Here is a 20063-nt window from a genome sequence, read left to right as displayed (position 1 = left end):
GACTATCTTAGCTTTTTACTAAAATATAGATTTAAGTAATCATCGTTACAATAAGTTTCATGGGGTTCTGCTATTTTATCTTTATACCAGACACCTTTCCCATCAGGTAAATAACCGCGCTTATGATACATTCTCTGAGCGCTGCCATATCCACTATGTAGGCCTACACCAAGGTAAACTGTATCCGCATATTTTGAAGCAATTTTTTCAGCCGTATCCATTAGTTTAGAACCGATTCCACAACAACGGTATTTTTCTAACACACCAAAGTCAACAATTTCACAATATCCCATATTTGCAAAAGAACCCCAGGAAGAATTGATATACACATTTATATATCCGGCGACATTGCCTTTGTATTCTGCAACAAGAGAAATAGCTTTACCAGCGGTGTCATCCGCTAACCTGGTCAAATACTTTTCTTCGTTAGCCTGCCATCCTTGTGCCATTTCTTCTTCACAAATAGTTTTTGTATCTGTTTCAATAATTGTTCTTATTAGAACCTCCTCATCAAAGTAATAGACCATATCTGCACCTCCCATTATATAAATAATCGACATTTAAAGACTGACAAAAAATTCCGATTTGACTTAATTATATCAGAACGAAGGCCAAAAATATATCAATGTTTATTTATACTTTTCATATTCATTGCCGCAAAATATAATTTGACTTTGTCTATAATCTGAAAGCAGCACAGACGGTTATTTACCCGGCTGAACCACTTTTATTTATGAAATCAATATTTTTGATCTTATATTTACTAATGTCTACCAAATTCATTTTTTTTGTGCATTTTTTGACAGCATGCCACATATATTCATAATAAAGCCTATTTCTATTTTCATAAGCACTTATGGGGGAAAGTGAACAATGAACGAAGAACCTTTTTTAGATCGCATCCCTTGCGGCATACTAAAGCTTAAAACCGATGAAGACCTTACCATTCTTTATTCCAATCAGGCTATAAAGGACTTATTTCAAGCGCCTGCTTCTCTTAAGGACATGGTATGTGAATCAGAATTTCCGGAGCTGCTGGAAGAAATACGCAGCCACTTTACAGACCAGCCAGTCAGCTTTGATTTGGAATTCAAAGCAAAAATACAAAAAAACTGCGTCTGGTGTTCCTTACAACTGAATTATATCCCTGAGGAGGAATTATTGTACTGTGCTATCTCTGATATCACATGTATGAAAAAATTCCAGGAACACTTAAGGATCCGGGAAGAACAATACCGGCTGGCCAGCCAGCATTCCGGCTGCCTTGTAAGCATCTACGATATTCCTTCCAGAACCCTTTCCCCCTCACCTGAATTTTCCAGAACCTTCCCCTTCCCCTACACCATGCCGCTCTCCCCGGAATTTCTTATTGAAAACGGCATTGTACATAAGGAAAGTGTTACTGATTTTCTGGATTTTTATGATGACATGGAAAAGGGTGTACCTGAGGGAAAATGCATCACACGACTGAAAACAGGATCAGGAGATTATCACTGGTTCTCCACTCATTACTCACTGGTGTGTACTGAAGATCAGCGCCCTCTCAGAGGTATCATATCTTACCAGGATATTACGGATCAGTATGAAAAGGAACTGGCTTACCAAAAGTGGATGGAGTACATGCGGGAACAGAAAAAAGACTGTATCGGTTATTACGAATATAACTTAAAATTCGACTTATTTGAAGAAATCATTGGAGAAATGACCCAGACTATGCCGGAATATGTCACCAACTCCTTTTCCAGCATTATGAACTACATTGCAGAGCATTATATTTTTGAAGAGGACCGGGAGATGTATCTAAAATTCTTCAATAAGAATCAGCTGCTCTATCACTATTATCGCGGCAACCGGTCCTTACGGCTGGAGCACCGGCGTTTGCGGCCCGACGGAAGCGTTTACTGGGGGCTTGGGCTGGTGCAGATCGTTTCCGATCCATATACCGATACCATTAAGGCTTTTATCCTCATTAAGGACATTGACGCAGCCAAACGGGAGGCCCTGACTCTTCAGGAGCTTTCCAAACAGGATTCCCTGACCGGGCTGTTAAACAGGGCAACAGCCATACATGCCATACGCAGCACATTAAAAGACAGCCAAAGCCATCACATCCTTATCATGCTGGATATTGACCGCTTCAAGCAGCTGAATGATAATTACGGTCATCATTTTGGGGATAAAGCGCTCCACCGCGCTGCTTCAAGGCTTAAATCCGCCCTAAGGCGGGATGACATCTTTGGACGACTGGGAGGCGATGAATTTATCATTTTATTAAAAGATGTGGCCTACAGTATGGATTTATATGCCCGCCTGGAAAATTTATGCAGCCTCATAGGCAGCGCCCTGGAACCGGAAGCACATATTTCTGCCAGTTTAGGAACAGCCGCCTATCCGGAAGACGGAACTGTATTTGAAGAATTATATCAAAAAGCTGATATTGCTCTTTATCATGCAAAGAAACATGGCCGCAGCCAATATGCGGTTTATGAACCTGGCATGAGCATGACAAAATGAAAAAGAGGTCCTATACTGAATGTTGGGGTGTGCTTGAAAAGCATTCTTCCAACATTCTTTTTGATGTAATAAAATATCTGTGTATCCTCGTGGATCCCCAGAGCTTACGCTTATCTGCACTTAATAAAAAACATATAACTTGACATACTATTGTCAGGTTATATGTTTTATAATTTACCTGAGGTGATGATATGCAAATTAACAGGCTTTTTGAAATCGTATATATTCTGCTTAGCAAAAAAATAGTCACGGCCAAGGAACTGGCGGAACGTTTTGAAGTGTCTGAAAGAACGGTTTATCGGGATATTGATACGCTCTCCTCCGCAGGAATACCTATTTATGCAACCCAGGGAAAAGGCGGAGGAATATCACTGCTGGACCATTTTATTCTCAATAAGTCCGTTCTTTCAGAAAATGAACAAAACGAAATATTGTTTGCACTGCAAAGCTTAACCGTAATGCAGAATCCGGAAACAGACAAGGTGCTTTCAAAATTAAGCAGCTTGTTTCAAAAAAACAACATCAATTGGATTGAGGTGGATTTATCGCCCTGGGGCAGCAATAAAAGCAAAACATGTGAATTCACGATACTCAAAAATGCCATCCTGAATCATCAGGTCATTATGTTTTACTATTTTAATACAGCCGGAGAAAAAAGCAGCCGAAGGGTCGAACCTGTTAAGCTTATGTACAAGGTGAATGCATGGTATCTGCAAGGCTTCTGCCTTACAAGAAATGAATACAGAACCTTTAAAATCTCGCGTATGTCCAATGTGGAAATGTCACCGGAAATTTTTGTAAATAGGCCACAGGAAAAATTGTTGGAAGATCAAACGGAGGAGAGTTCTAAAATATGGATTGATGTGCAGCTTCAGATTGCTCCAGAAGGTGCTTACCGGGTATTTGATGAATTCGATGAAAAGGAAATCACTAAAAATCGGGACGGCTCCTTTACAGTTACGGCTTCCTTACCGGAAAGCGATTGGCTGTTTCACTATATCCTCTCTTTTGGAACCTATGCTGAAGTCCTCGCCCCGCAGAACATACGTGAAAAGATCCAAAGTAAATTGGATGAGATTCTCTGGAAATATAAAAGAAATAAATGATATCTTGACGCGACGTCGTCAGGTTATAGCCGGTATAATTCAAATACAATGGTTAATCACCCTGCCAATCATGAAAGGAGGAAATTAGCAGACCCTTATGGATTCCCTTGGCGGGATTCCCATCGGACGGACAGCCCGGCCGGAGGAAATCGCTGAGCTTGCCGCTTTCCTGGTATATGACCGGACATCCTATATTGTCGGGGCCGAACATACAATTGACGGGGTATTATCCGCACAATTTAAGCAATTTATAAGAAGGAGAACAAATATGAACATCAAATTACCGCAGTCTATTGAAACATATTTCCAGGCGTCAAACTCGTATGACAGCAGTTTGCTTGCCAAGTGCTTTGCCGGAGATGCCGTACTCTACGATGATGGCATGATTTATCACGGTCCCGACGCGATTAAGGAGCATATTGAGAAGGCAAACAACAATTTGTCAGTCAAAACTGAGGTTACAAATGCCGTAGAAAATAATAGGAAGTTTATTGTCACCGCCACACTTACCGGGAACTTTGAGGGAAGCCCGGTTGCGCTTGACTATTATTTCACCTTAAAAAATCAGAAGATTGTTGAGCTTAAAATCTTATTGGCCGGTGACTGAGGAAAGTTCAAACGGCATACCTCACGTTTCATATTGCTGACTTCATCGTTTCCGTAATGCATGTAATCACTCATTTTTCCTCAATGGAGGATATGGAGGCTTATCTCGTCCATCCTGTACATGTAGAAGTTTCAAAATATATAGCGGAGGTACTCGAATCGGGCGCATCCGTATGCTATGAATCTGCCATTTCAATGCAGGCATCAGCTGTCAAATTCTCGGTATAGAAAAAATGTCCTGTGGTATTTTCCACAGGACATTTCAGCATAACTATGCAGAAGAAGGGACTTGAACCCTCAAGGTATTGCTACCACACGGACCTGAACCGTGCGCGTCTGCCAATTCCGCCACTTCTGCTTTTTAATTGTGCAAATTAACAAATCAATTTGCACAATTATAGTACTACATTTTCGTCAAATAATCAAGTACTTTTTTATAAATATCCTCATCTTCAGCAATCTTTCAACGCTGATGTCAAAAGCTGCATCAAAAAAGCCACCTTAATATTCCCTTGTTTTAATAACTGTCTCCGCATCAGACTGATCGTACACCTTTTCTTCTGTTATAATCCGAAGAGGCATTTCCTTTCCTGCGATCATATCCCGGATTGCTTTCATAAGGGGAGGCCCCAGAAGCGGACTGCATTCCACCGCACAGTTCAGTTTGCCGTCTATCATCGCCTGAAACGCTTCTTTCGTCGCATCCACAGAAACAATTGTTATATCCTTCCCCGGATTTAATCCATGGGCCTCCAAGGCTTCGATCGCCCCAAGGGCCATGTCATCATTGTGAGAAAAGATAATGTCCACATCCCAGTTGTGGCTGCTGATGTATTCCTCAACAACCTGTTTCCCTCCGTCGTAAGTGAAATCACCATAATCCGTATATACGATCTGGTACTGGGGATTCTCCTCCAATATTTCAAAAAATCCTTTTTTTCTCTCTTCCGTCGGTGTGGCTCCTTCACTTCCCTGAAGCTCTAAAATATGGACAGGTCCCTGCTCCGGTTTTACATGTTCTTTCAGCCAGCGCATGGCTCTCCGCCCTTCCTCTAAAAAGTCAGCACCAATATAAGTGGTTGTCAGATCATCTCCTGCTTCGATTCTGCGGTCAGACATTACTACAGGGATATTGGCCTCCTTAGCCTCTTTTAAGACCTCATCCCAGCCGGTCTCCACTACTGGAGAAACCACGACTACATCCACCCTCTCCTTAATAAACCTGCGAATCGCCTCAATCTGCTTCTTTTGAGACTGATCTGCGCTGTCAAAAAGAAGTTCCACATTAAATTCCTTGGCAGCCTCCTGAATGGAGCGGGTATTGGCAAGCCTCCACTGACTCTCCTGTCCCACCTGGGAATATCCTACGGTAATTCTCCTGCCATCGTCAATACTTTGTCGGTCAAGAGCCGCCAGATACTCACCGGCATTTTGAGGATAGATCGTATGGCTTCTTAAAATTACCTGCTTGGGAACTCCGCTTTCCTTCCGAAGAATATTAATAGCATATTGTACTGCCTCTTTTCCTCCTGTTGGGCAGGAAATCGTTGCTGCAAGTTTTCCTTTCCGCACCAAATCCACCCCTTCATTTTCTCCTGTAAAGCCGTCACAACCGATAACCTTGATTTTCTCAGCCAGACTCCTGTCCTTTAGCGCCTCGTATGCTCCAAAGGCCACGGAATCATTGTTGGCAAATATGAGGGAAACGCCTTTCAGTTCCTTCTCCATGGCAAAAACCGCATCATAGGCTGGGTCCTTCATGTCATTTTTCAGATCACAGACAGTCTTTTCGATATCAGGATAATCCCTGATCACAGAATCAAAGCCCTCGCTCCGCTCCTCGCTCTGAAGGGACCCGGCAGTCGCACGAAGTTCCAGAATTTTCGCCTTCCCATTTCCCAGCAGCCGGACCGCACATTCTCCCCCCTGCTTGCCGATGAGATTATTATCCGGGCCGATAAACAGGTTATAGTCAAAGCCCTCTACGCTTCGGTCCATAACAATTACAGGAACTCCCTCCTGATATACCTCCCCCACCTTCTTTGTCAGACGGCTGGAATCACAGGGGGATATGATCAAAAGATCAATGCCGAAGTCCAGAAGCCTGTCAACATCCTTTTCCTGCTTTTCCACGCTGGAGGTCGCATCTGCCGTAACGATTCTGATATTGGGATACTTTCCCGCTTCCTCCTGGATCTCATGTATCAATGCGATCCGCCATGCTTCTCTCATGTTTGCCTGAGAAACGCCGATCACATATTCCACATCGCTTTTATAGACCGTTTGGGTAATTGCCCCGTTATAAATCCGGTATCCCAGGAAACCAAATACCATGATCAGTAATATCGCCAGTAATTTCGTTCTTTTTTCCATTTTACCCTTTTTCAAGATCATTCTGAACTTCTTTCGGAATCCGTATAACAATACTCGTCCCCTGCCCCTCTTTGCTTTCCACCAATACCTGGAACTGCTCTCCGTACCGGATGCGCAGCCGCTCCTTAATATAAAACAATCCAAAGCTTCTGTTTCTGCCGGCTTCTCCCGGCTCATTTAACAATCTGGATAGCTCCCAGACCTTTTCTTCCTCCATGCCCTTTCCGTCATCCCAGACCTCCAGGCTCACCCAATTGTCTTCCACCCTTCCGGTGACCTTTACATGCCCATCCCCGCTCTTCATCTTGACCCCGTGGTAAATGGAATTTTCCACCAGGGGCTGGAGGATCATTTTGGGCAGAACCACCTTCATGCAGTCCTCATCTACTAAAATTTCGTACTGTACCTTAGGCCCGTAACGGATTTTCTGTATGTAGAGATAATTGGAAATGTAACGGATTTCTTCTTCTATGGTAATATAGTCTTTTCCCTTGCTCAAGCTGATGCGGAAAACATTGGTAAGGGCATCTACAAGATGAACAATATCATAAGCGGAATGTTCTCTCGCCATCCAGCCAATGGTGTCCAGGGTATTGTATAAAAAATGGGGTTTAAACTGCTCCTGAACTGCCTTTAGCTGTGCTTTCCGCTTATTCTCCTGTTCCTTATATACCTCCTCCATCAATTCCTGTATCCGCTCCAGCATCTGGTTGAACCGGCGGCCAAGCTCGCTTACCTCATCTAAATAGTTGCCTTCAAACCGGACGGATAAGTTGCCTTTTTCCGTCTCTTTCATTAAGTTGCGAAGCCTGACAATGGGCTTTGTCACTGTCTCCGAAATTTTTACCGCCACAATAAATACGGTGAGAATCGTTAAGACCAGGACCCAGCCAAACATGAACAGCATGGTATTGATTCCGCCCATGATTTCCCGGTAGGATGAAACACTGACAGTTTTCCAGCCGGTATAGGCTGATCTTTGATAGCTGATCTGATATTTTTCCCCATTGATCACCGCTGTCACAGGCTCTTCTTCATTCCACAGCCATTCAGGACGGATGCGGTAGACGATTTTATTGGTTGGTGCATACACCAGGTGATTCTGCTCATCCAGGACGAATACAAATCCATTTTCACCGATGTTCGCATCCTGAATGGCGGAAGAAATGATCTCATGCTTTACATCAAACAGCAATACGCCGATTCTCTCCCCTGTTTCCGGGTCAATGACTGCTTTCATCACTGAAAATACATCGTCAATGCTATAGGCTGCCTCCGTAACAATATTTCTTCCGGTAACATCGCTGATTATCTGCATTTCACCGGGAAATGATGCTGCTTTTTCATACCAGACCTCTTTGACAAAGGGGTCCCGGGAGATTCTGGACATCCCTGTTCCCACATACATGTCATGCTCCGTAGCAAAAAATATGCCTGCGATTTCATCATGAGTATCTGCCACTGTCTCAAAGCTGTCTTTCAGGGCTGCTTCATACTCTTTCCAGCGGCCGTCCTCAGCGGAGGGGATCCTGCCAAGGTGCATTGGTTCAATGATCCGGATGAGCATATTGGCTGTCTTTTCAATGCTGCTTATATAAATATCCGTGGTATGCTGCACCTGTCCCACCAGCAAAGACGTATGCTGGGTCACGTTGCGCTCCGCCTCTCTGGTTGAACTGATAATCCCCAAAATCCCCACAAAACAGAAGGGAATGAGCGCAATAAAAATATGAGAATTGATCATTTTATCACGGATTTTCATATCCATGAATCGTTTCTTCCAATATTTCATTGCTCTCACTCCTATTTTCATATCATATAACCTGCCTATCCAGTATACCGAAGTTAACAGCTTCTTACAACCGTATTATTTGCCTTATTGCCCATTCTTCCCCTTTGATTTTTCTGCACGGATTGCAATGACCCTCTGAATTACAATGAAGAAGCAGAGAAGCGCAGCAATGGTAACCTTGGTCCACCAGGTATTTAAATTCTGATATGTAACGATTGTCTGGATAATTCCCTCTATCATAACGCCCACAACCGTACCCGCCACAGTGCCCACGCCCCCCGTAAGCAGGGTTCCGCCGATCACTGCTGAGGAAAGCGCATCCAGTTCCAGGCCCAGATTTTGAAGTCCGAATCCTGCCAGAGTATAAAAGCTGAACACGATTCCTCCGAGAGCAGCGCAAAAACTGCTGATCCCGTATGCCGCAATTTTCGTTCTGGCTACATTTAATCCCATGAGGCTGGCAGACGTTTCACCGCCTCCCAGGGCATATAAACACCTTCCAAACTTTGTATATCTCAGGGTATAGACTGCAGCTGCAAAAACAATCACAAGGATAAATACGTAATAATAAATCTTCCCGTTCCACGCTTTTGCTTCCCCCAGCCGAACCGTTACCTTTCCAAGAGCCATGGTCTTAAAAAACGGATCGCTGATGGGAATGGAACGTTCACTGATCACAACACAGAGCCCGCGCATCAAAAACTGACCCGCCAAAGTCACGATAAACGGCTGGAGCTTAAAATAGTGGATCAAAGCCCCCTGGGTACAGCCTACGATAATTCCTGCAAGGAGCATCAGAATAATTACCAGAAACGCCGGAACTCCCCGTTCCAGTAAGTAAGCGGAGCCAACACCTGTAAATGCGATGGTGGAGGCAATGGAAATATCGATTCCCCCGCTTATGAGCACAAAAGTCGCCCCAATTGCCGCTATCATCAGGTATGCATTGTCATTAAAGAGGTTTAAAAAGGTTGATAAAGATAAAAAGTTATTGTACTTTACAGAACCAAACAGAAACATCAGGACAAACAGCACAACGGTGATAACCAGCGAAATATTATTGATGTGTAACCTTTTTCTTTTTCCCGTTTGCTCCATCAGCTGCCAACCACCTTTCTGTTTATCATTTTACGCTTGATGACCAGATCCTTAAACTGCTTTGACTGGGACAGACAGATGATAATAATCAGCAATGCCTTTAACACCCGGATATAGGCGGCCGGAACACCCAACGCCAGTACGGTTGTGGTGATGCTCTGTACGATCAGTGCCCCTATCACGCTGGCCGGAATGGAAAAACGCCCGCCCATTAAGTTGGTTCCTCCGATTGCTACGGCAAGAATGGCATCCATTTCAATTCCCAGCCCGGCATTGTTGCAGTCCGCCCCCTTGATCCCCGCGCTTTCAATCAAGCCTGCCACAGCGGCAAAGGCTCCGGAAAGCGTATAAATGGCAAAGAGCATCCGGTCAACCTTAATGCCCACATACTTAGAGGCAGTTGGATTGCAGCCAACAGATTCCAAAAACAGGCCAAATGCCGTCCTTCCCGTAAATATCACCAAAAGCCCCACCAGAAGAACCACAAGAAACAAGGGAAAGGGCAATCCGAAAACATAGCCGCCATTGATAAAATAATAGGCATCAGAGGTGATCGTAACGATCTTTCCCCTGGTGATCAGCTGGGCGATTCCCCGCCCTGCCACCATTAAGATCATGGTAGCCACAATCGGCTGAATCTTTATCTTTGCTACTAAAAAACCATTCCAGATTCCGCTGGCAATGCCTGCAAGGATTGCGACAATGATCGCTGCGGCAACATTTCCGTTTAAATCCGGGAAAATGTTCCCGTTTACGATGCTGCAGGCAATGGCTCCGCTGATGGCCATGATGGAGCCAACGGAAATATCGGTTCCTCCTGTTGCCAGTATCATGGTCATGCCCGCTGCCAGTATCATGAGCTTGCTTCCATTTCTTACGATATCAATGATACGTCCGTATAAATGCCCATCCACAATGGACAGGGTGTAAAATTCTCCCTTGCTGACAATACCGTTAAATAGAAGAATCATGATAAAAATGACCAGCGGGCGGAAATACTGCTTTCCTGATAAACGATTCCAGGTTTCTCTCATGATGCTTCACCTCCAGCCATAATCCGCATAATCGCTTCTTCTGATATTTCTTTCCCCTTTAACTCTCCTACCTGCTTCATATCCCGGAGCACGATCATCCTGGTGCAGCAGCGGAGCATCTCGTCAATCTCTGATGAGATAAAGAGCACAGCCATCCCTTTTCCCGCAAGATCCATGACGATTTTCTGAATCTCGGCCTTTGTTCCGATATCAATTCCCCTGGTTGGTTCGTCCAGCATTAAAAACTCCGGTTCAATGGCAAGCCACCTGGCGAGAATCACCTTCTGCTGGTTTCCGCCGCTTAAATTCTTAATCAGCTGCTCTGTTCCCGGTGTTTTGATCTGAAGCTTTTCAATATATTCCTTTGCCAGCTCTTCCGCTTCTTTTCTGGGAATCTTATGGAAAATTCCCTTTTTTACCTGAAGGGCAAGGATCACATTTTCCCAGATGGAAAGTTCTCCGATAATTCCTTCTGTCTTTCGGTTTTCCGGGCAGAAAGCAATTCCACTTCTTATCGCATCCAAGGGTGAATGAAGGGAAACCGTTTCACTTTTTACATTTACTTCCCCTTCGTTTATAGGATCTATCCCAAATAAAACCTTGGCTGTTTCCGACCGCCCGGAACCTAAAAGCCCGGAAAATCCCAGAACTTCTCCCTTTCTTACCTCCAGCCCGAATCCCTTAACAGTGCCGGGGCTGCTGACATTGACCAGTTCAATAAAGGATTCCTTCTCCTGTTCCTTTGCTTCCTCCGGCCGTTTTGCGCTCATGGATTCCTTAAGTCCCGCGTAATCCTTGCCTATCATTTTTCCCACCAGCTCTACTCTGGGCAGCTCTTTTGTCAAATAGGTTCCCACGTATTTTCCGTTCCGCAGCACGGTGATCCTGTCAGTGATCTCATAAACCTGATCCAGAAAATGTGTGACAAAAATGATTCCCATGCCCTCCCCCCGGAGCTTTCTCATGATTTGGAACAGCTTTTCCACCTCAGCGGAGGAAAGGCTGCTGGTGGGTTCATCTAAAATCAGAACCTTTGCATCAATATCGCTTGCCCTTGCAATGGCCACCATCTGCTGGATTGCCACAGAGTAATGATCCAGATTTTTTGTAACATTTATGTGTAAATCAAATTTCTCCAGCAGTTCACTGGCATCGGCATTGATTTTTTTCCAATTAATTGTTCCAAACCGGTTTCTTGGTTCCCGCCCAATGTAAATATTTTCCGCAACGGAAAGATTGGGACAAAGATTGACCTCCTGGTATACCGTTGAAATTCCCTGGTTTTGCGCTTCCTGTGTGGATCTGGGATTGATCTGTTTCCCTTCCAGCTCAATGACCCCATGATCCTTGGCTTCCACTCCTGTCAGCACTTTAATGAGAGTTGACTTTCCTGCACCGTTTTCCCCTAACAGGGCATGTATTTCTCCCCGGTTCAAATCAAACTGTACATCAGATAAAGCAATGACCGCTTTCCCAAAGGCCTTGGATATATTTCTCGCTGTCAACAGCTGGTTCCCAGCACTCATGGTGTTTCCTCCTCGCTTTCAAATTAAGAGGGCATCTCCTCTGATATAAAAAGGGCTGCTGCAAAAATAATGATTTACTTTTGCAACAACCCCGCGGTTTAATATTTGCGGTCCGGAAGTACCTTAGCTGCCATATCAGCAGTAAATACGCCGTCTACCGATTTTACCCATTTATCAACAGACTGGCCTGCTTTCAGCTTTGCCGCCGTTTCAAATAAAAGCGGCCCAAGCAGAGGATTACACTCTACGGTACAGTTTGCCTCTCCGGCTGCCATTGCCTCAAAGATTCCACGGACACCGTCGATGGAAACGATCTTAATGTCTTCGCCCGGCTTTAATCCTGCCTCTTTGATTGCCTCGATTGCTCCAAGTGCCATATCGTCGTTGTGTGCGTAAACACCCTTAATATCCTTATTGGATTTTAAGAAAGACTCCATAACCTCTTTTCCCTGAGCCCTGGTGAAATCACCGGTCTGGGAAGCTACGATCTCAATACCCGGATAGCTTGCTTTGATTTCATCGTCAAATCCGGTTTTACGGTCAGTTGCTGCGGAAGCACCTACGGTTCCTTCCAGCTCAACAATCTTTCCCTGTTCTCCAAGCAGCTTTGCCATTTCCTTTGCAGCCATCTTGCCTTCTTCAATGAAGTCAGAACCGATAAAGGTTGCATATAAGTCTTCGCTGACATCCGCTCTCCGGTCCAGAAGAATGATCGGAATCCCTGCTTCTTTTGCCTCGGCAAATACCTGGTCCCAGCCCGTTTCTACGACAGGGGCAAGGCCAATGACATCCACACCCTGCTCAATGAAGTTCTTGATGGCTTTAATCTGATTTTCCTGCTTCTGCTGGGCATCGGCAAAAAGAAGCTCCACCTTATCCCCGTTTTCAGACGCATAGGTCTGAATGGAAAGGGTTTCCGCGTCACGCCATCCGGACTCCTGACCGATCTGGGCAAAACCAACTACCAGCTTTTCTCCTGCTGCGTCGGGAGCTTTTGCTGTGGTTTCTTCTGCCTTTGCCGTGGTCTCAGCCGGGGCCTCCGTAGTCTGGGGAGCGGCTGTGGTCGCGGTAGAGCTGCTGGCTCCGCTGCTGCAGGCTGCTAAGGAAACCGCTGCCATGGAAGCACACAGAAGAACGCTTAAAAATCTTTTTTTCATTTTGATGATCCTCCTTTTTTTGTTTAACGATACATTTATTATGCCGGAAGGAGGAACTAAAGTCTTTGCAATAATTTGAGTAAAAGGTATAAAATCATTGCATGGGGGAGGTTTGGTTATCATTTTTAATCAGCCTGCGGTATTCTGCAGGGCTGACCCCTAAATTCTTTTTAAACACATTGCTGAAATAATGCTGGTTTGCATACCCGGTCAGTTCTGCAATTTCGTAGATCTTCATTTCTCCGTTATGTAAAAGCTCAATGGCCTTGCGGATCCTGACGCTGGTTAAATAATCGATAAAGGTGACTCCCATCTCTTTGCGGAACATCCTGCTTAAATGGGGAACAGAAAGATTCACGTGGCCAGCTGCATCCTGAAAGGAAAAATCCTCCCGTGAATAGTTGTCCTCAATATAGAGCTTCACATCCTTTATCACAGAAGAACCGGTTTCCAGCTCCTTTAAGCGGCTGACTGCCGTTTCATAGGTTTCAGCCAAAGCTCCATAATCATCTCCGTTTACCTGAATTACCAAGCTGCGCACCGGCAGATGGGACTCCAGCATATTGCAATAAGTCTCCACCTGCTCCTCTGCAATTTCCTGGGCAGCAGTCTTTGAGATCACCACCAGATTTCCATGCCGGTCCTGGCAGCTGCAGGGATTTTCAAGTCCGTGAAACATTTCATTTGCAATATTTTCAGCAACAAAAAAAAGTAAATCTTCATTCCAGGTGCTTTTGACGTCTTCCATTTTCAAATATTCCAGAGAAACAACCGTGACAGTAAAGGGTTCCGGAAGTGATAAGCTTAAGTACTGGGAACGTTCCCTGATCTCTTCTCTGGTATAATGCCCTTCCAGAGCCTTTTGCCAAAAGTTGGAAGCAAGATAGGTACGGTTTTGCGCAAGCATACTCCTGGCCCAATCCAGATATTTATCTTCGCTTTCCTCCCTCTGCAGTCTTTCCCGGACCCGCTTCATCATCTCATCAAAAGGGCCCTCCATCAAAGGCTTGAGAAGATACTCAAAAACCCCCAGTTTCAGAGCTTCTCTGGCATATTCAAACCGGTCATATCCGGTAATGATCACGACTACAGCCCTGGGGTTTATATCCCTTAAATTTTTTATGAATTGGAGGCCATTTAAAAATGGCATGTTGATATCAACAAAATAAACATCCGGAGAAATGCTTTTTGCCAGTTCAAGCGCCATCTCTCCATCCTCGGCTTCTGCTGCCAGCTCGAAATCGCCGTATTGCCGCAAAAAACTGATAATCCCCCTGCGAATGATATATTCATCATCTGCCACCAGTACTTTATACCCCATAGGTACCCCTCCTGAAATATTATTTGTTCCTATTATAGCACATTTTTTCCGTTGTAACTGTATTTATGCAGGATAGGGAAATGGAGGGTAAGGCTTTCTGCCTTATCCTCCATTGTTCCGTTCTATCCCGTGATGGGATTTAAATTATGCCTTGGAAAAATCATATGGAATTTACACTTTTATTATTTGGCTAACATTGTCTTTGTTCTCAGCTTTGTAACAACTTTTTCCACCCCAATTTCCACCTTTCTGGTTTTAATTAAAGATTATATATACAAAAAAGCAAAGCCAAAAGACAACAAGGATACAGGCCGATTGGCTGCATCTTTATGGTTTACTGCATTTTTCGGGCAACTACCGCTAATCTTCCGTTATCCGTTGAGTATTCACAAGTTGACAATATGATCAGTTCATCGCCATATTCTGCAGAAACGCCTGTATCATAAAGAGCAAGCTTCTTAATATTGCTGATATAGGAATCGTATTCATCAGGTGTTTCAATCTTCTCAAATTGATAGTATTTAAAAACATCCTCAGATTTAAGGTGAACCTTAGAAAGAATAACTGCAACAATCTCATATTCCGATGTTTCATAAAGCGTGTCAAACCTGAAAGTAGGATGATCCTGATAAAAACTTTCCTTTTTATACCGTGTCAATTCTCCGAAAATAAGGCCGCTTTTCATATTATGTCCATGAATCAGTAAAATGTCTGATCCCTGTATTCTGCAACGCCCATCCAAAAAAGGAAGACCATTTTTATTTTCTTTTTTGTCGAAACCATGACTGAGGTAATATTCTTCCTCCTGCCGGTTCTGCATGACAGGATAATCGATCTGGGTGCCATCAATTTTCAGCCATCCAACCATATCCGGATTTTTTTCATATAGTTCCTCATAAGCTGGAAGGATGGCTGTTTCATGCTGCTCTTTGGAACGGTCATCTGGCATTGATTCCAAGCTGGCTTTTGCTGTCTCCCTGTTCCCAGTCAACTGAGTCAATTCCTTCTGCTGGATTTTTAAGTGATAATCTTCCAGCAGACTGCTCCCAATCCCGGACAATGAGCAGGTTAAAATAAGAAGGGAAAAGACAATAAGGAATTTTCTCTTTATATTCATGTTTCTTACCGCCTTTCCACTTTTACTTTAGTTGTATTGCCTGATCATCAATAATCCCTTTAAAGTATACTTTAAAAAATGCCTTCGTTAAAATCCGGGCACTGAATGATAGCTTTTATGTATTAAATTTTCTTCCTTTTGAAGAACGAATTTGGTTCCTAATGTTGGTGCAAAAACATAGCGCAAATAATTTATAAAACCCCATTGACTCTCACATTATGGTATACTATATCATATAGTTGAGCTCAAAAAACACATATATGTGAGGAAACCAAAATGCTGAAAATAGGTGATTTTTCAAAACTTTCAAGGATCAGTATACGGATGCTGCGGCATTACGATGACATTGGCCTGCTGGTACCGAAAACCACAGATAACTTTACAGGCTACCGCTACTACGGCGAGGATCAGCTGCCTGTTGCGGGCAGAATCACAGCACTTAAGGATATGGGGTTCAGTCTCGCGGCTATCGGGGAAATCTTAAAGAGCTATGATAACCCGCAGAAGCTGGCTGATTTTCTGGCGGTGAAGCAGGCTGAGGTACAGGCAGAAGCCGAAGAAACAGGCCGCCGTTTACTGCTCCTTGATACAGCCATTAAACGGCTGAGAAAGGATGATACGGCTATGAATTACAATGTTACATTAAAGAATTTACCGGAACGCTACGTTGCCAGTGTACGAAAGGTAATCCCTTCCTACAATCAGGAAGGAATCCTGTGGAACCTTATGATGACGGAGACAGCTCCTCTATCGTTACAGCCTGCCGACAATTGCTGCAGCCTCGCTATTTTTCATGATGAGGGCTACAAGGAAAGCGATGTGGATGTGGAAATACAAATCACGGTAAAAGGCAGCTATCATGATACGGAACACGTTGTATTTAAAACCGCACCTGCAGTGGAGATTGCCTCGGCAACCTACAAAGGCAGCTATGAGCAGCTCACCGCAGTAAACAATGCAGTGGCTAATTGGGTGAATGACAATGGTTATGAATTTAACGGGGCAATGTTCTGTATTTATCATGTCAGCCCTGCTCAAACACAGAATCCCGACGAATTAGTAACCGAGGTTTGCTGTCCAGTTAAAAAGAAATAATGATTACAGATGTAAAAACCGCTTACAATTTGCAGGCGGTTTTTGCAGTCTTACAAACATTTTTTCACCAATCCATTTGGTTTACACGAAATAAATTACACGTTCAATTAAACACCATTTATTATTCTAAATCCTGCATACTTATTTTTCCTTTTTTTTATGACATCCAAAATATATAGTTAAGAGAGTTATGGTTGGGATATTCGTTATTAAAAAAGTAGACATAATTAAATTGAAATTATTCCATACGGTTATACCGTCAGATTTGGCAACGGAGAACCCCATACATAATGAATAGGCAAAAGAAATAAACGGTAATATTAAGCCCAGCCACTTGCTTACTTTTTTTGAGAGAAACACCTGTAACCACATTGCAGCAGCCAAGATTAGTACTACAGTGAATGAATGAATCGCTATTCTCATTTATTCGCTCTCCTTTTTGAGTTTCTTCTATTCGTACATTAAAAGATCAGCCATATCAAATATATTTTTTCTATTACAACTTCCCCATTGACCAAGACAATGTCCGGCTCGTTTTTATATCCTCACTTATTTGGACTTCCAGGGATAAGCCTGTCATTTGACCGTCAATAAAACACTTGCATCAATTTCCGTAATTTTTTCCATGTTCTCCGGGTCATATATCATGAATACGGCAGTTGTTCTATGCACCCCTGTTTCTGGTACCTGTCCCAGATCTACATAAGCATTCCGTTCTCCCGGTTTCAGAATTTCTGAGCAAAACAATTCTTCCCCCGTATCATCCAGAATCAATTTCACCTTTGCATACTGCTCATTTTCTGCCGGATTTCCAATCATCAGATTACAGCGACTGCCTGCCCTTGATACCGTCGGACCAGCGTTTACCTGAACGGTAAAATAAGAACTTTCCTTTTGATCCCCGCCCTGCCCCGGTTCATGGGTCGGGCGTACATATTCTCCATCCTTTGCTTCCTCTGCAAATGGATACGCTCTCTCCTTGCTGCCATACTGAATACAGACGGCAATGAACAGCACAGCAATGGCAATCATCGCACCGGCCAATATGGTTTTCATATTTTTACTCAATGATTTCAATGCTCTCAATCACCACATCTTTCTTTGGCTTTCGTTCTTCGGCTGATACCTTTACCTGGGTAATTGCCTCTGCCACATTCAGCCCTTCGACAATCTGACCAAATACCGTATGCCCATAATCCAGTCCCCAGGCACCACCGACCTGGCGGTATCTCGCTCCCACAGGTGCATACTTAGCTTCATATTCGCTTGGTATCCCATCGGTTGCAATGGCCTGAATTTCCCCATTTAAATCGTCCTCAAATTTTTGAATTTCCTCTTCACTCATCGGTTTTTCCTTACCAAGCTCTTCTAAGTCTTTCAGACGCATATTCATCAAATCATTCATATAGCAGTTAGCCGGGACAATCCGGTCATCTTCCGGGGTGTCCTCCCTTATAAGAAGATAAAACTGGCTCAAATTACTGTTGCGGGTAATGCCTCCGTCACCGGCCATTGCAACCGCACCTTTAAAATGATACAGCCCATTGTCAGTCTCATCTTCAAATGGATCCCCCCAAAGGCTTCTTTCCTCTGCTTCCGGATCTCCCGGTTTTCCGCCTTGGGTCAGTTCACCCCGTTTTGCGTAATGGAACAAGCTGCCGTTGTAGTAACCTTCTTTTGCCAGACCGATAAAATTCTCTACTGCTTTGGGAGCCTGCTGTGGATACAGTAGAATGGTAACATCTCCAGCCGTAGTATGGAGAATTGCGTAAGGTCCATGGGATTCTGCTAATTGTGGATTCTCTGCCGGTTCTGCCTGAATAGGAAAATTGTCTGCAATATCCGGAGATACTTCTGCATAACTCTGTTTCTTTACGCAGCCGGTGACCAGCAAAACAGCCAGGCATACCAGTGGAATTATCTTACTCTTATTTGTCATACCGTTCTTCCTCCATATCACTTAAAATTCCATATACTACATATCTGGCATCGTTATATTCATAGGAACAGGTACAAAGTGCCAGTATTCTTTCATTTTCTCCTACTGCAACCGGACTTTCAAATGTGGAAGAATCCAAAAGCTTTTTTAACCACCTCTCCCGTGCATCTGCATGTTTAAATACAATCGGAAATGTTCCTTTCTGGCCATCCAGTATCTCTCCGGCAAATAAGTCTACCCGATAATCCTTATCAGGAGTATACAAATACAGAACTGGATGCTCCTCATAATAACTTTGTGTCTTATACCCGGAAAGGGAGGAGAACATCCGCCCTCCTCTGATGTGATGCCCATACAGAACAGTCACATCATCCTGAAACTCTTTCCGGTTTTGGCTATCCATGAAAATGGAACCAATGATACTTCTCACACCATCAGCAGTATGATTCAGATAATAATCATTATCTCCCCCCTGTACTACCGGATAATCAATATCGGATTCCGGCAACCAGATCCATCCTGTAATATCTGGATTCCATTGCAGCAATGTCTCAAAATCCGGCCTTTTCCTTGTACGTGTATCTACGGTTCTAATATCCTTATCACCATCAACGGAAGCTCCGAATGCCATCACTCTTATCTGGCCATATGCCTGCTCGGCACAAACCCTGGGGTTCATCTCCTGATAAAAATTCCAGCCGCAAAAAACAACTCCAGCCAAACATAATAAGGACAGTCCACGAAATAGTAATCGTTTATTCTTCATCCACATATCCTAATTGAGTACAAGAACCTGAATCTTTACCTGAACCTGTCCGATATCCTCCAAAGACTCCGGATCGGTCGCTATTACCTGGGCAGTACAATCGTAGTTTCCGGGCGGAAGGTTTTGTTTTAACTTTATCTTATCAATATACTGTCCCGGTTTTAGACCCTGACTCTCATACAACACTTCATTTGTATCATCTCTTCGAATTACTACACGGCAGTAATAACGGTTTTCCGGAATATTCTCCAGACCAATAGAACCTTCACTTTTTGCATCGTTAAAAATAGCTTTGGCATTCATGGATACGTTAAACATGCCTTCTTCCACAACGGAATTCAGAATCCCCTGAACTTCTGTCGGTGTTTTTCCCTGCAAAGAACCATCCTGAGCCAACTTGTCAAACCAGTATTTGGTTGTCGCATCCATCACCTGATTCTGTGTATACCACCAATATCCACCACCTGCAGCGATAAACAACAGCAGGATCAGAAGAAGGGCTTTTTTCTTGCCCTTCCTCCCTCCTCTATTATTGCTTATACTGCCAGATGCAGGGTCTTTTTCAGAGACTTTCTCTTGTGTAATTTGTGTTTCGTTCATTTCTTCCAACGCTAAAACC

Annotated in this window: 19 protein-coding genes and 1 tRNA gene; 5 read left to right on the top strand and 15 right to left on the bottom strand. The window is 43.8% G+C overall.

The genetic code is table 11. From position 1 onward, the window contains the following. Positions 1 to 2: 2 nt before the first annotated feature. On the bottom strand, positions 3 to 527 hold the full coding sequence (locus K401_RS0122945) for a GNAT family N-acetyltransferase (protein WP_024295137.1): 525 nt from the start codon (positions 525 to 527) through the stop codon (positions 3 to 5). A 346-nt stretch (positions 528 to 873) separates the two neighbouring features. Here K401_RS0122945 and K401_RS0122940 point away from each other — a divergent pair, with 346 nt between their 5' ends. From K401_RS0122940 to K401_RS34270, 4 genes are all read left to right on the top strand, one after another. Next, positions 874 to 2514: a sensor domain-containing diguanylate cyclase gene (locus K401_RS0122940; RefSeq protein WP_024295136.1), complete on the top strand. Its 1641-nt coding sequence runs from the start codon at positions 874 to 876 to the stop codon at positions 2512 to 2514. A 191-nt stretch (positions 2515 to 2705) separates the two neighbouring features. Beyond that, positions 2706 to 3620: a helix-turn-helix transcriptional regulator gene (locus tag K401_RS0122930; protein WP_024295135.1), complete on the top strand. Its 915-nt coding sequence runs from the start codon at positions 2706 to 2708 to the stop codon at positions 3618 to 3620. A gap of 97 nt (positions 3621 to 3717) precedes the next feature. Beyond that, positions 3718 to 4227, top strand: a complete 510-nt coding sequence (locus K401_RS0122925) for a nuclear transport factor 2 family protein (protein WP_207641465.1) — start codon at positions 3718 to 3720, stop codon at positions 4225 to 4227. 56 nt (positions 4228 to 4283) lie between these two features. Next, the gene (locus K401_RS34270; RefSeq protein WP_084492969.1) at positions 4284 to 4454 is read left to right on the top strand and encodes a Dabb family protein; all 171 of its coding nucleotides are present in this window, start codon (positions 4284 to 4286) and stop codon (positions 4452 to 4454) included. A gap of 46 nt (positions 4455 to 4500) precedes the next feature. Here K401_RS34270 and K401_RS0122915 read toward each other — a convergent pair. The 9 genes from K401_RS0122915 to K401_RS0122875 form a co-directional block, all read right to left on the bottom strand. Then, positions 4501 to 4584, bottom strand: a tRNA-Leu gene (locus K401_RS0122915). Positions 4585 to 4727: 143 nt separating this feature from the next. Beyond that, positions 4728 to 6599 carry a substrate-binding domain-containing protein gene (locus K401_RS0122910; RefSeq protein ID WP_024295133.1) on the bottom strand — a complete coding sequence of 624 codons (1872 nt, stop codon included), beginning with the start codon at positions 6597 to 6599 and terminating at the stop codon, positions 4728 to 4730. A gap of 1 nt (position 6600) precedes the next feature. Then, entirely contained in the window at positions 6601 to 8391 is a 1791-nt protein-coding gene (locus tag K401_RS0122905) for a cache domain-containing sensor histidine kinase (protein WP_024295132.1), read from the bottom strand. Positions 8392 to 8475: 84 nt separating this feature from the next. Then, complete coding sequence (locus K401_RS0122900) at positions 8476 to 9489, bottom strand: ABC transporter permease subunit (protein ID WP_027352342.1); 1014 nt, start codon at positions 9487 to 9489, stop codon at positions 8476 to 8478. Further along, a complete protein-coding gene (locus tag K401_RS0122895) occupies positions 9489 to 10523 on the bottom strand; it encodes an ABC transporter permease (RefSeq protein ID WP_024295130.1) in 1035 nt (344 codons plus the stop codon). The genes K401_RS0122900 and K401_RS0122895 overlap by 1 nt, the downstream gene beginning before the upstream one ends. Then, positions 10520 to 12049, bottom strand: a complete 1530-nt coding sequence (locus tag K401_RS0122890; RefSeq protein ID WP_024295129.1) for a sugar ABC transporter ATP-binding protein — start codon at positions 12047 to 12049, stop codon at positions 10520 to 10522. Before K401_RS0122890 ends, K401_RS0122895 begins: the two co-directional genes overlap by 4 nt. 98 nt (positions 12050 to 12147) lie before the next feature. Next, positions 12148 to 13206 (bottom strand): ABC transporter substrate-binding protein, encoded by a 1059-nt coding sequence (locus tag K401_RS0122885; RefSeq protein WP_024295128.1) that lies wholly within the window; start codon positions 13204 to 13206, stop codon positions 12148 to 12150. Positions 13207 to 13300: 94 nt separating this feature from the next. Then, entirely contained in the window at positions 13301 to 14527 is a 1227-nt protein-coding gene (locus tag K401_RS0122880) for a response regulator transcription factor (RefSeq protein WP_024295127.1), read from the bottom strand. A 334-nt stretch (positions 14528 to 14861) separates the two neighbouring features. Next, positions 14862 to 15644 carry a class B sortase gene (locus K401_RS0122875; RefSeq protein WP_024295126.1) on the bottom strand — a complete coding sequence of 261 codons (783 nt, stop codon included), beginning with the start codon at positions 15642 to 15644 and terminating at the stop codon, positions 14862 to 14864. A 276-nt stretch (positions 15645 to 15920) separates the two neighbouring features. Between K401_RS0122875 and K401_RS0122870 the strand changes: the two genes are divergently transcribed. Further along, positions 15921 to 16739 carry a MerR family transcriptional regulator gene (locus K401_RS0122870; protein WP_024295125.1) on the top strand — a complete coding sequence of 273 codons (819 nt, stop codon included), beginning with the start codon at positions 15921 to 15923 and terminating at the stop codon, positions 16737 to 16739. Between the two features lie 141 nt (positions 16740 to 16880). On the opposite strand, the gene K401_RS31485 is transcribed toward K401_RS0122870, so the two are convergent. The 5 genes from K401_RS31485 to K401_RS32050 all read right to left on the bottom strand — a co-directional run bounded on the left by K401_RS31485 (position 16881) and on the right by K401_RS32050 (position 20044). Then, positions 16881 to 17162 (bottom strand): hypothetical protein, encoded by a 282-nt coding sequence (locus K401_RS31485; RefSeq protein WP_051153020.1) that lies wholly within the window; start codon positions 17160 to 17162, stop codon positions 16881 to 16883. A gap of 153 nt (positions 17163 to 17315) precedes the next feature. After that, entirely contained in the window at positions 17316 to 17795 is a 480-nt protein-coding gene (locus K401_RS0122860) for a hypothetical protein (RefSeq protein ID WP_024295124.1), read from the bottom strand. Positions 17796 to 17799: 4 nt separating this feature from the next. Further along, on the bottom strand, positions 17800 to 18678 hold the full coding sequence (locus K401_RS31480; RefSeq protein ID WP_024295123.1) for a peptidylprolyl isomerase: 879 nt from the start codon (positions 18676 to 18678) through the stop codon (positions 17800 to 17802). Beyond that, on the bottom strand, positions 18668 to 19444 hold the full coding sequence (srtB, locus tag K401_RS0122850) for a class B sortase (RefSeq protein ID WP_024295122.1): 777 nt from the start codon (positions 19442 to 19444) through the stop codon (positions 18668 to 18670). The genes K401_RS31480 and srtB overlap by 11 nt, the downstream gene beginning before the upstream one ends. Before the next feature lie 9 nt (positions 19445 to 19453). Then, complete coding sequence (locus tag K401_RS32050) at positions 19454 to 20044, bottom strand: hypothetical protein (RefSeq protein WP_156882282.1); 591 nt, start codon at positions 20042 to 20044, stop codon at positions 19454 to 19456. Positions 20045 to 20063: the final 19 nt, after the last annotated feature.

Origin of the sequence: Lacrimispora indolis DSM 755 (assembly GCF_000526995.1) — a bacterium.
Classification (GTDB): Bacteria; Bacillota; Clostridia; order Lachnospirales; family Lachnospiraceae; genus Lacrimispora; species Lacrimispora indolis.
Note: the sequence above shows the minus strand (reverse complement) of the source record. Positions and strands in the feature narration are given on the sequence as shown.